Genomic DNA, 12,324 nt, shown 5'->3' with positions numbered 1-12,324 from the left:
GATCCTAGGGGGCAGACATTCCCAGTGGGCGCCCGGCGGGGGTCGTGGCGGGGGCGCGTCTCAGCGTCGCTGGTAGGTGCGCTTCGTGAGCACCTCGGCCGGGCCGGGCTTCTCACCGCTGACGCAGGCGGCCTCGACGAGGTAGGCGTCGACGCGCTGGGAGTCGCCTTGATGCGGCAGGACGACGAGGTAACCCCTGTCGCCGTTGTGGGAGGCGGACTCGTCGACGGCGAGTGGTGTCTCCGCGCGCTCCAGGCCCTCTCGGATGCAGGAGGGGACGGACGTCTCCGGTCCGGCGAGCGGAGTGTCGCCAGGGCTCTGCTTGCTCTTGAGGTCCGGTGTCTTCGAGCCCCGGGACTTCTCAGCAGACTGCTGCTGGGCCAGCAGCGTGTGGACCTGCTTCTCGAGAGCGCCGTCGGCGGCGTTCTCCTTGCCGTGCTCAGCGCCGTCAGCCGCCGTGGGAGGCGCCGGCGAATCGAGTGACTGGAGGACCAGACCGCCGATGCCGAGTGCGACGACGGCACCGGCGCCTGCCAGGACAGCCGAGCGCCAACGGCGCGAACGGCGAGTGGGGCGGTGCCGTCCTGGACGGCTGGCGCCGCCGGGGTGACCGGCAGGATGGGTGGTCGGACCCTTGCGAGCGAGGCTCGTTTCACGTGAAACGGCGGCACCCGGGCGGGACGAGCTCCGGGAACCGGCGTCGGTTTCACGTGAAACACGGGAGGCGCCCGACGGGGACGCGTCGAGCAACGCTTCAGCAGCGAGCGCGGCATCGATGCGCCCCGCGATGTCTTCCGGCATGCGCACGGGGCCCGGCAGTGTGCCGAGCGTGCTTCTGATTTCCTCGAGGGACGTCCGTACGTCCGCGCACAGCTCGCAGGCGGAGAGATGCGCATGGACCGCCGTTGCACGCTCAGGGCTGAGCAGATCCTCGGTGAGCGCGGAGATCTCTGCGACTTCCGGGTGGCCGTCGGTGCTGTGCACGTCGGACGTGAAAGGGGTGGATGTCATGCCTGCTCTCCTCCTCCCTTCACGGCTCCGGGTGGTCCTGTGACGCCTTCCGACGGTGGGACGGATCGTCCCTGGCTCCGGTTCCTTCCCCCCTGGTGCGGTGACGTACCCCTCTCCTCCCCGTTCGGGCGCAAGTGGCTGACGAGCGGCAGCAGCCGGGCTCTTCCCCGTGCGCATCGGCTCTTGACCGTGCCCACGGCGACGCCGAGGACGTCGGCCGCCTCGGCCACCGGGTAACCCTGCATGTCGACGAGCACGAGAGCGGCGCGCTGCTCTGCGGGCAGCTGCGCGAGGGCGGTGACGAGCTGACGGTGGAGGTCCTCACGTTCCGCGGGCAGGTCTGCCGACTCGTGCGGTTCCAGCAGGAGGTCCAGGCGCTCCGTGTCGTCGGTGAGCGAGGTACGCCGGGAGGTGGCCTTGCGGGCGCGGTCCAGGCAGGCGTTGACCGTGATCCGGTGCAGCCACGTCGTGACGGCGGACTGGCCGCGGAAGGTGTGCGCCGCGCGGTAGGCGGAGATGAGCGCGTCCTGGACGGCGTCGGCCGCTTCTTCCCGGTCGCCGAGGGTGCGTACGGCGACGGCCCACAGCCGGTCCCGGTGACGGCGGACGATCTCGCCGAACGCCTCGGGATCGCCGTCGACGTGGCGTGCGAGCAGCTCGCGGTCGTCGAGTGCGTCCGGACTGCCCCCCTGCGCGGGGACGGGGGGCCTGGCGGCGGGCGCGTCGGCCGCGTTGCGGCCGCCTCTCCTGCGCTTGGGGCGGCGGCGTATCGCCTTGCCGCCGCGGTCGTCGCTCACCGTCGGACGCCTCCCGTCATCCTCGCCCGCCGGCTGGGCCGTGCGTCAGTGTCGAGGTATCAGCTCTGGACCTGGATCTCCGTGATCCGGCCACGGTAGTTGCCGTCGTCCGAGAGTGGGAGCTTCGTGAGCCATACCAGTACGTACTGAGTCCGGATCGGTTTCTTCGCCTTGAGAGTCAGGTGCTCTCCTGTCCCCTCGCTGACCTTGTTGAAACCGCCCAGTGAACTCGGCATGCCCGTCGCGCTCTTGGGCGCGGCGAGGAAACCGGCCGTGGTGGCGCCGATGAAGTCGACCTTCACCGAGCTCACTTGCTGCTGCTTGCCGAGGTCCAGGATGAGTCCGGCACCCGGCTTGAGGTTCCCGAAGTCGGGTCGGCCGATGTACTCCTGCGTGAGCCAGTACGTGCTGTGGGAGCCGTCGTAGGCGTCGGGAACGTCCGCCGGGTTCTCGCTGCCGTTGCCGCCGGGCGGCGGGTCGAAGTCCTGGGCGTCGACGATCTTGACCGGCTTGCCGGTGCCCTGCTCGTCCGGGCCGCTGACCTGACCGCCTTCGTCGCTCGCGGAGCTGTCGCCCTTGAGAAGGGTGTCGGCGACCTGCCAGCTGCCGAGGCCGAGAGCGGCGATCAGGAGCGCCGAGACGCCCCACTTGAGCGCCTTGCCGGTACGGCCGGGGAGCGCGGGCGGCGCCGGGGGCTCCCCGCCGGGACCACGGACCGCCGCTGTGCTGCGTGCCGGACCGCCGGGCCCGTGCGCGCCCTGCTGGTACGCGGTGCGCTGGTACTGCCGTGGCGCGCTGAAGGGGGACTCCGGCGGCCGGATACGCGGGAGTCCCGAGACCGCCTTGGCCAGCTCCTCGGGAGTGGCGCAGGGGCGCGCCTCGCTGGAGGCGGTGGCGCCGTCGTTGACGAGTGCCCGCATCGCGAGCTGGGAGAGCCCTCGGTGGACCCCGGCGCGGATCTGCTCCGGGGCGAGGAGGCTGTCCTTGGTGAGTGAGCCGACGCCGGTGAGACCGTACGCGTCCTCCTCGTACGGCCAGCGCTGGGTGAGCGCCGCATAGAGAACGGCACCGATGCCCTCGGTGTCCGTGCGCTGCGGGGTGTCGCTGCGGATGCCGCGCAGGGCCGCGGTGACCGCCAGACCGCGAATGCGGTACTGCCCGGAGCCGGTGCGCAGCACGGTGCCCGGTGTCAGCCGGAGATGTGCGAGCCCCTCGCGGTGTGCGGCGGTCATCGCCTGGGAGAGCTGGCTGACGAGCTGGTAGGCGTCGTGCGGCTCCAGCGGCCCCGAGGCGAGGATCTCGCTGAGCGGAGTGGCGTCGGGAAGCCACTCGCGCACCACGTAGACGAGGTCGTGGTCCTCCACCGCGTCGAGGACCTGGACGAAACGGGGGTCGCCGAGGAGCGCCGAGGAGCGCGCGGCGGAGAGGACCGACCGGGCGCGGGGGTGGCCCGAGGGGAGGACGTGGACGCCGACGGCGCGGCGCAGTTTCTCGTCGACTGCACGCCAGCTGCTGTATCCGTCCAGACGGGTGACGCACTCCTCCAGACGGTACCTCCGGGCGATCTTGTGACCGCTGTGCAGTTCCGGTGCCGCGGGAGGCGCGGCCGGCTCGTCCGAGGAGTCGCCGAGGGCGGTGTCGGCCCCGGCGGCGGCTGCGGTTCCCGCGGGGCTCCCCGCGTCGGTGGGAAGTGTCTCAGTCGGGGTGTCACTGCCTGCTGTGAGGTCGCTCCGGGCCCCGTTCACGTCGCTGCCGCCCGCGTCGGGGCTGCTGGTGTCCGCGTTGCCGCCGGTGGCTTCGGCGTCCGTTCTCGTCTCCTCGGAGGGGCGGCTGCCGCCGCTGTGTCCGTCCGTAGCGCTGTCGGCGCGGGCTTCGTCCGCCCTGGCGGTGAGTGCGTCTTCCTCACCGCTGTTGTCAGCCACGCCGACGGCAGCTGTGCTCCGTTCTGCCACCGTCGTTCCTGCCTCCCCAATTCGTTGCAGCCACTGTGTGCAACGGCTCGACAATTGTGCCCGCAGGCCGCCGTTATGCACGACACGCAGTGACCACGGATGGTTGTACGTCAGCGCCCGAGTCGGGCACGCACCATACCGACCATGGCGGTCATCTCCTCGATCCGCATCCGCTTCGCGGCTAGGACGAAAACGGCGCCCAATACGATCCCTCCCGCGACCAGCGAGGCGATCGAGGCGAGAGTTCCGCTGCCGAGAGCCTGGGTGATGCCGTAGACCGCGGCGCCGGCGGCAACGGTGGCCGGGACCGCGGCACCCGCGAGCCGGATGTACGTACGGAGTACGCGCGCTGTGTCCAGGTCGCCGCCCAGCCGGAGGCGTAGGCGCCGCCAGGCGATCCCCACGCCGACGGCGTAGGCGAGGCCGTAGGAGGCCGCCATGCCGACGACGGCCCAGCGGGCGGGGAGCAGCAGGAAGCAGGCAGCCGAGGCGGCGGCGTTCGCCAGGGCCACGATGACGGTGTTGAAGAACGGGGTGCGGGTGTCCTCGTACGCGTAGAAGGCGCGCAGGACCACGTACTGGACCGAGAAGGGGATCAGGCCCACGCCGAAGGCCATCAGCGCGAAGCCGATCGAGCGGGCCGCACCGGTGCCGGAGGATCCGTAGATCAGGGTGCACATCGGCACGCCCAGTGCGAGGAAGCCGAAGGCGATGGGGACGATCGCGACGGCCGAGTTGCGCAGTCCCTGCGAGATGTCGTCGCGGACGGCGCCGGTGTCCCCGTCGTTGGCGGCGCGGGAGAGGCGGGGCAGGAGGGCCGCCATCACGGAGACGGTGATGATGGCCTGCGGCATGTTCCAGATCAGCTGCGCCTGGGAGTAGGCGGTCCAGCCGGCGCCGGCGTGTCCCTCGGACGCGGCGGTCGCCTGCGCCCAGGTGGAGAGCTGGGTGACGACGAGGATGCCCGCCTGGTTGGCGAGTACGAAGAAGACCGTCCACTTGGCCAGCCGTGCGGCCTTGCCCAGCCCGTGCCCCCGCCAGTCGAAGCGCGGACGGACGCGGAAACCGGAGGCGCGCAGGTACGGGATCATCGCGAGGGACTGGACGACGAGGCCCAGCAGCGTGCCGACGCCCAGCAGCCGGACGGCTTCGGGCGGGATGCTGCCGACGCCGAGTCCGGAGTCGTCGGCACTGCCGTAGATCCAGAGGAACGCGCCGACGGTGGCCATGATGACGATGTTGTTCAGGACGGGCGTCCACATCATCGCGCCGAACCGGCCGCGGGCGTTGAGGATCTGACCCATCACCACGTGGATGCCCATGAAGAAGATCGAGGGCAGGCAGTAGCGCACGAAGGTGACGGTGACCTCGTTCGCCTCGGGATTGGAGGCGAACTTCGGCGACATGACCCACACCAGCGCCGGAGCGGCGAAGACCGCCACTGCGGCCAGCAGCCCGAGGATGACGGACACCAGCGTCAGCAGGCGGTTCGCGTAGGCCTCACCGCCGTCGCCGTCCTCCTTCATCGCGCGGACGAGCTGCGGGACGAAGACGGAGTTCAGGCCGCCGCCGACGGTCAGCACGTACAGCATCGTCGGCAGCGTGATGGCCAGCTGATAGGTGTCGCCGAGGACGGCGGCGCCGAGGGCGGCGACGATCAGAGCCGAACGGATGAAGCCCGTCAGCCGGGAGACCATCGTGCCGGCCGCCATGATGGCGCTGGAGCGCAGCAGTCCCCCGCCCTTGCCTCCGCCGCCGGACTCGGGAGCGGGCTCCTCGTCCGGTTCGGGAGGGGGCGGAGTGACCTCTGACGGTGCCGCGTGCGCTGCTTCGAATCCGGGGCCCTGACCGGGCCCGGCGGGCTCTTCCGCGGGGAGCGGCTGCCGGGCCGCGCCCTGCTCCGGCCCGGCCGGCGGTGGTGCGGAGGCGGTCGGCGGTGTGGTGGCGGGCGTGGCGGGCGTGGCGGGCGTGGCGGGTGGGGCGGCGGGTGCGGCGGGTCCGGACGGCTGGGGTGCGGAGCCGGAGCCGGAGCCCGGAGTGGGCGCGGGAGCGCTCTCCGAGCGGGGTTGCGGCGGCGCTGCCGAGGGCCGAGGGGTGGGGTGGGGCGCGGCCGGGCCGCCGGAGGCCGTACGGCCCTGGTCGCGGAAGAGATGGGCGAAGGCGTCGTCCGGGGTGGGCTGAGTGGACTGCGGTGCGTTCGGCTGCTCCTGTGGCGGGCCCGTCCGCTCCGCCCGTTCCGGGTCCGGGGTGCTCCGGTCGGACGCGTCGGAGGGGCCGCTCAGCAGGCCGTCGAGTCCGGTGTACTGCACGGTGGCGGGGTCGTCGCCGTGGGGGAGCCGGCGCGACGGGCCCTCCGGCTCGGGCGCCGGTGTGGGAGCCCAGCGGCGCGGGTCGGGGGCGTGAGGACCGGGCTCGGGCTGCTCGTAGAGGGCTTGCGGGTCGGGGAGCGTGCCGGGCGGAGGAGGGGGGTTGGCGGCCCTGTCGTGGAGAGCTTCGCCGACAGGGTCCTTCGCGGCCGGGTCGCGGTCCTCGTACGGGTCGCGTGTGTACGCGTCCCGCACGTAGGGGTCCTCCGGCGGCTGCGAGCCGTCGTCCGGAGTGCCACGGCCCCCGTGACCGTCGTGCGGCGCATTCATCGCTACTGATCCCTGCCCCTGCTCGCCAGCTGACTCAACGGTCCACTTTCTCACCCGCGTCGGAGGCGCTGTCGCTTCCATGACCGGTGTCGTGCTCGCCTGCGCCGCCGAGGGCGCCGGGCTTCTCGGGCGTCCCGGCCCGGGCGTTTTCCGTTTCCTCTGCCGGCCCGGCCGCCTCCGCCGAACCGGCCATCGCGGCCTGCTCGGCGGTCCCGGTCTTCGCGGGCTCCTCCGGCTGACCGCTGTCACCTGCGCCGTCGCCGTCGCCGTCGCCGTCGCCGTCCTCGTCGCCGTCTCCGGGGCCCTCGGTGCCGTCGGGGCCCTGGGCCGTGCCCGTGCCGTCACCGCCCGGAGCCGGGCCGCCGTTCCGCTTCCGCGTGATGTACATCCGGACGCCGGCGAGCACCACCAGCAGTACACCGCCCGCGATGACCAGGAGAACGGTCGAGGTGATGGAGGTGACGTTCACCTGGAAGACCATGGACTTGCCGTACGGCTTGCCGTCCTTCGTGTACAGCTGCGCCTCGACGTACGCACGGCCGTTGGCCTTCGAGGTGGTGGAGAACTTCACCGACTGGCTGTGTCCGCCGTCCACCTTGACCGGCTGGGCTTCGCCGACGTCGAGCCCGATCCGGCGCCGCGACTTCAGCCGCAGCTCCAGCCCGTCGACGCCCTGCACGAGGTTGTTCTGCACAGTGACCGGGATCGTCGCACTGCGGCCGGAGAGGGTGATGGGGCTCTTCTGGATGAGCTGCACCTTCTTGGTCAGCCCGACCAGGTAGTCGCTCGTGTTGTCCCGGAAGCTCTTGGCCGCTTCGGCCTCTCCGCGCCAGGAGGTCGACTCCGCTCGTTCCATCGCGCTGCCGAACGGCGTCACCACGCGGTCGTCCTGCGTCAGGATCTGCTTGAAGTCGTTGACGCCGCGGTCGGTCTCCTGCAGCTGCCGGTACGCCTCGGTGGGCAGCTCCTGGCGGCGCAGCGAGGCCGGGTACTGGCGGCTGCCCGGCACCTTCCGGTTCGCGCGGGGGTCGGGCTTGGCGGCGGCCGCTTCGGAGAGGTCGGTGCCCTGTGCCCAGCGCCCGTCCTTCTGGAGCGAGCTGAGCGCCAGCGCCATCGCCTGGACCTGGCCGGCGCTCGGCATCCGCTGCGGGGCGACGAGGATGTTGCGCTGCTTGTTCGGCACCTGCGCGGTGAGCGTGTGCGTCTCCGCGAGGAACCGCTGTACCGCCTTCGACGTGGCGCCCGGCCGGGTCATGTCCCCCTCGAACGCACGGGAGAGAGCCGCGTCGGCGACGAGCGCGGTGTTGCCGCCGCCGATGGGACGGGCCGAGGTCGGGGTGTAGGACAGCGCGGTGTCGCGGAGGCTGTCGCTGCGTGCGATGACGTTGTGGGCGCCCGCGGACGTGGCGACGTCGACGATCGAGGGGTCCACGGCGCCCTCGGCAGGCCAGGCGTAATCGGTGGCGGGCTCGGTGTGCAGGATGGACTTGACCGTGTTGACGGCCCGCTCGGTGGCGGAGCTCAGACCGGACAGCGCACCGGGGACGTCACGGCCGCGGTGCGCGAGGGACGCGAGGTCCGGGTCGCCGAAGGGGAGCGTGGCGATCTCCTCGCCCTTCACGGCGCCCTGAAGGTCCATCAGCCACTGCTTCGCGTACGTCTGGCCCTTGCCGGCGGTGGTGCCGCCGCCCTTCTTCCGCACCTGGTAGGGCTCGGTCATGGCGTTGACCGTGGCGAGCAGCTCGGGGTCGACGACCCATGTGATGGGCAGGTCCCCTCCCAGCTTCACCAGCTGCTGGAGACGGCCTCCCGGTGCGAGTTCCTTCGCGAGGTCGTCGTTGCGGAAGACGGGCGTCTGCTCCTCGTCGGACTCCGTACGGGCCGTCATGTGGGGCCTGGAGATCAGCGGCCAGAGGTACGTCAGGCCCGTCTTGTTCTTCGCGTCGGACGTCTGCCAGGGCAGGAAGCTGCGCTCGATGCCCAGGATCTGGTCGTACGGGCGCTCGCGGGTCTGTCCTGTGAGCGTCACGCCCAGCTGGTACACGCCGGACGAGTCCAACTTCAGGGCGCTGACCGGGAGCCTCAGCTTGAAGGTGCGGCGGATGCCGGGGCGCATGGTGCCGACCTTCGCCGTCGCGTCCTTGTCCTTCACCTCGGTGCCGTCGGCACCCGGCAGATAGTCCTTGCGTTCGGCGTTCTGCTCCAGCGCGCCGCGGCCCTCGACGGCCGGGCCGACGCGGAGGCCGATCCGGCCGTCGCTGATGGACGAGCGCCCGTTGTTGGTGACAGTGCCGGTGACGTTGAGGGTGTCGCCCTTCTCCGGTGTGGCGGGCGAGAGCGTCCTCATGGTGACTGTGGCGGTGCGCGAGCCCGTGCCCTTGCGGTCGCCGGCGGCGGCCTGGGCGGTGGCGCGAGCGGCAGAGCCGGTGGACGCGGCCGGGGCGGCGGAACCGTGCGCCGTCGCCGCGTGGGCGGGTGGCGTCAGGAGTCCCCCGACGAGCGGTCCGGTGGTCAGCAGCACGGCGACGCCACCTCGCAGCCACCGGCGGACGGCAGCGGTCGGGGTGATCCTGTTGTCAGCCGCCTCGGCCACGCGCTCGTCCGTCCCGTCGTGTCGTCGTGGGGTGCGTCTCGCTCACAGGTGCCGGTGCCGCCAGCGCGCACCGGTTCCTGAACCCCTGATGGTAACGATGCTTCGAGGGTGCACGTGCCGCGGTGTGCGTCACATGATCGACCGGCTTTCGGAGCAGGTGCGGGGCGGGCCGTACGGGCGGCAACGTACCCTGTGCTGTCGTGCCGAACGCCAACGAAGACCCCCAGCCGAGAACGCCCGCTCAGCCCGCCCAGGAGCAGCTCAGCGCAGTGCAGCGCCGTGCGGTGAGCGAACTGCTGCGGGTGTCCCCCGTCGCCGACGACCTCGCACGCCGTTTCCAGGAAGCCGGATTCCGCCTGGCGCTGGTGGGCGGTTCGGTACGCGACGCGCTGCTGGGCCGGCTCGGCAACGACCTGGACTTCACCACGGACGCCCGTCCCGAGGACGTGCTGCGCATCGTGCGTCCCTGGGCGGACGCGGTCTGGGAGGTCGGCATCGCCTTCGGCACGGTCGGATGCCGGAAGAAGACCCATGACGGGGGAGAGACGCGCACCTTCCATGTCGAGGTCACGACCTACCGCTCGGAGGCGTACGACCGTACGTCCCGCAAGCCGGAGGTCTCCTACGGCGACTCCGTCGAAGCGGATCTGGTGCGGCGGGACTTCACGGTGAACGCCATGGCGGTGGCGCTCCCGGAGAAGGAGTTCATCGATCCGCACGGCGGTCTGGAGGATCTGGCCCTCCGGGTGCTGCGCACTCCTGCCGCGCCCGAGACGTCCTTCTCCGACGACCCGCTGCGGATGATGCGCGCGGCGCGTTTCGCGGCGCAGCTGGACTTCACCGTCGCCGACGAGGTCCTCGGCGCGATGAAGGCCATGGCCGACCGCATCGACATCGTCTCGGCAGAGCGCGTGAGGGACGAGCTGAACAAGCTGCTGCTCTCCGACCGGCCGGTCGAGGGCCTGCGGCTGCTCGTGGAGACGGGGCTCGCAGACCGCGTGCTCCCGGAGGTCCCGGCGATGCGACTGGAGCGGGACGAGCATCACCGGCACAAGGACGTCTACGAGCACTCGCTGACCGTCCTGGAGCAGGCGATCGACCTGGAGGACGAGGGACCCGATCTGGTTCTGCGCCTCGCAGCGCTGCTCCACGACATCGGCAAGCCCAGGACGCGGCGCTTCGAGAAGGACGGACGGGTCTCCTTCCACCACCACGAGGTCGTGGGCGCCAAGATGACCAGGAAGCGGCTGACCGCGCTGAAGTACTCCAACGAGTTCGTGAAGGACGTCTCCCGGCTCGTGGAACTGCACCTGCGTTTCCACGGTTACGGCACGGGCGAGTGGACGGACTCGGCGGTGCGGCGCTACGTACGGGACGCCGGGCCGCTGCTGCCGAGGCTCCACAAGCTGACACGTTCGGACTGCACCACGCGGAACCGCCGGAAGGCCGACGCGCTGGCGCGTGCCTACGACGGGCTGGAGGACCGGATCGCGCGGCTGGAGAAGCAGGAGCGGCTGGACTCCATCCGGCCGGACCTGAACGGCAACGACATCATGGAGGTGCTCGGCGTCGGTCCGGGCCCGATGGTGGGCCGGGCGTACAAGCATCTGCTGGAACTGCGGCTGGAGAACGGGCCGATGGAGCGGGACGAGGCGGTCGCGGCGCTCAAGGAGTGGGCGGCCCTGCAGGATCAGCGGGGCTAGCACGGATGGGTCCCGGGCCGGTCGGTCCGGGCCCGCGCCCGTGCGGGGCGAGGACACGCGACGGTTCAGCCAGGGCCGGGGTCGGGGCCGGGGCCGGGAGGCGAGGACGGCGGCGCCGAAGTCGGCGCGGACTCCCATGAGCGGTGTGCACGTTTCACGTGAAACATGAGCGCGGCGACCGCGGCGTAGAGCAGCGCCACCGTCACCACCAGCGTGACGGAGCGTCCGTCCCGGGGCAGTATCAAGGCGGCGACACCGGCGGCCCCGACGAAGGCGACGTTGAACAGCATGTCGTAGAGGGAGAAGACCCGCCCTCTGTAGGCGTCGTCCACCGTGGACTGCACGGCGGTGTCGGCAGTGATCTTCGAGCACTGCGTGACGAGTCCCAGCACGAAGGCCGCGCACAGGATCGGCACCGGGGCGAAGGTCAGTCCGAGTGCGGGTTCCAGCACGGCCGCCGCTGCCGCGCACAGTCCGAGCCAGCCGAATCGCCCCGACCGCGCGACGCCCCACGGAGTGATCACAGCGGCTGCGAAGAAGCCGAGGCCGGACGCGGCGACGGCGAGGCCCAGAAGCTTCAGTCCCGCCCCCACGTCCACCGCGTCGACGGCGTCCCCCACGTCAGCGTCGTCCCCGAAGGCGTAGCGGCACAGCATCAGGACCATGACCGTCAGAGCGCCGTAGCCGAAACGCATCAGGGTCATGGCGGTGAGCGCGTAGGCGGCACCCGGACGCTCCCGCAGATGCCGCAGTCCTGCGACGAGGCCGCGTGCGGTGATTGCCAGGGCCGCCCGCAGCCGCAGCTGTACGTACGCCGCACCGGGGCCCAGACGGTCCTTGCCCAGTCGCAGGGCGGCGATCCCCGCCAGCAGATAGACAAGGGCGCCGACGCCCACGACCATCGCGTCCGCGCCGCGGCCCCCCTCGGGGGAGGCGAGGCGCACGGCGAAGGCCAGCCCGCCGCCTGCTGTGGCGGCGAGCGTCCCGGCCGTCGGGGAGAGGGAGTTGGCCATCACGAGGCGTTCGTCGTCGACGACGCGGGGCAGCGCGGCGGAGAGCCCGGCAAGGATGAAGCGGTTGACCGCCGTGACGGAGAGGGCCGAGAGATAGAAGAGCCACTCCGGGACGGCGGTCAGGACGAGTGCCGCGGTGCCCGCAGCGAGAACCGCGCGCAGCAGATTTCCGTAGAGCAGGACCTGCCGCCTGCGCCACCGGTCCAGGAGCACTCCCGCGAAGGGGCCCAGCAATGAGTACGGGAGCAGCAGTACGGCCATCGCGGAGGCGATCGCGGCCGGCGAGGTCTGCTTCTCGGGTGAGAAGACGACGTAGGCGGCGAGCGCGACCTGATAGACGCCGTCCGCGAGTTGGGAGAGCAGACGCACCGTGAGCAGTCGGCGGAAGTCGGGGAGGTGCAGCAGAGTGCGGAGATCGCCGACGACGCTCATGGCCCCCAGCTTCACACACTGGTCTCCGCGGCGCGTCCGGACGTCAAGGACGGTACTGCGCCCGGGAGTCGGGCGTACCGCGTGGGGCCGGGAGGACGGTTCAGGTCACCGCTGTCGAGCGTCGTGGGCCCGGGCCGCGGGTCCGGAGAGCGGGTCCGAGTGCGTGGTTCTGTGAGCCGCTGTTTCA

7 protein-coding genes are annotated in these 12,324 nt (G+C 71.6%); 1 reads left to right on the top strand and 6 read right to left on the bottom strand.

The genetic code is table 11. The features are described 5' to 3' along the window. Positions 1 to 60: 60 nt before the first annotated feature. The 5 genes from ACFPA8_RS15695 to ACFPA8_RS15675 all read right to left on the bottom strand — a co-directional run bounded on the left by ACFPA8_RS15695 (position 61) and on the right by ACFPA8_RS15675 (position 8,989). Positions 61 to 1,011 (bottom strand): anti-sigma factor, encoded by a 951-nt coding sequence (locus ACFPA8_RS15695; RefSeq protein WP_386448596.1) that lies wholly within the window; start codon positions 1,009 to 1,011, stop codon positions 61 to 63. Next, positions 1,008 to 1,808 carry an RNA polymerase sigma factor SigM gene (gene sigM / locus ACFPA8_RS15690; RefSeq protein ID WP_386448594.1) on the bottom strand — a complete coding sequence of 267 codons (801 nt, stop codon included), beginning with the start codon at positions 1,806 to 1,808 and terminating at the stop codon, positions 1,008 to 1,010. The genes ACFPA8_RS15695 and sigM overlap by 4 nt, the downstream gene beginning before the upstream one ends. 59 nt (positions 1,809 to 1,867) lie before the next feature. Then, positions 1,868 to 3,760 carry a protein kinase family protein gene (locus ACFPA8_RS15685; RefSeq protein WP_386448591.1) on the bottom strand — a complete coding sequence of 631 codons (1,893 nt, stop codon included), beginning with the start codon at positions 3,758 to 3,760 and terminating at the stop codon, positions 1,868 to 1,870. Between the two features lie 110 nt (positions 3,761 to 3,870). Then, the gene (murJ, locus tag ACFPA8_RS15680) at positions 3,871 to 6,396 is read right to left on the bottom strand and encodes a murein biosynthesis integral membrane protein MurJ (protein ID WP_386448588.1); all 2,526 of its coding nucleotides are present in this window, start codon (positions 6,394 to 6,396) and stop codon (positions 3,871 to 3,873) included. 34 nt (positions 6,397 to 6,430) lie between these two features. Further along, a complete protein-coding gene (locus tag ACFPA8_RS15675; protein WP_386448585.1) occupies positions 6,431 to 8,989 on the bottom strand; it encodes a DUF6049 family protein in 2,559 nt (852 codons plus the stop codon). A gap of 200 nt (positions 8,990 to 9,189) precedes the next feature. Here ACFPA8_RS15675 and ACFPA8_RS15670 point away from each other — a divergent pair, with 200 nt between their 5' ends. Then, entirely contained in the window at positions 9,190 to 10,692 is a 1,503-nt protein-coding gene (locus ACFPA8_RS15670; protein ID WP_386448582.1) for a CCA tRNA nucleotidyltransferase, read from the top strand. 65 nt (positions 10,693 to 10,757) lie between these two features. Here ACFPA8_RS15670 and ACFPA8_RS15665 read toward each other — a convergent pair whose 3' ends face one another. After that, a complete protein-coding gene (locus ACFPA8_RS15665) occupies positions 10,758 to 12,137 on the bottom strand; it encodes an MFS transporter (protein ID WP_386448579.1) in 1,380 nt (459 codons plus the stop codon). Positions 12,138 to 12,324 lie beyond the last annotated feature (187 nt).

The sequence above is a fragment of the Streptomyces ovatisporus genome (assembly GCF_042653885.1).
GTDB lineage: Bacteria > Actinomycetota > Actinomycetes > Streptomycetales > Streptomycetaceae > Streptomyces > Streptomyces ovatisporus.
This window is presented reverse-complemented; position numbering and strand designations above follow the sequence as displayed.

Excerpts from the sequence above, each read along its gene's own strand:
- ACFPA8_RS15665 (WP_386448579.1), bottom strand. The coding sequence starts at position 12,137 with ATGAGCGTCGTCGGCGATCTCCGCACTCTGCTGCACCTCCCCGACTTC.
- ACFPA8_RS15695 (WP_386448596.1), bottom strand. The coding sequence starts at position 1,011 with ATGACATCCACCCCTTTCACGTCCGACGTGCACAGCACCGACGGCCAC.
- murJ (WP_386448588.1), bottom strand. The coding sequence starts at position 6,396 with ATGAATGCGCCGCACGACGGTCACGGGGGCCGTGGCACTCCGGACGAC.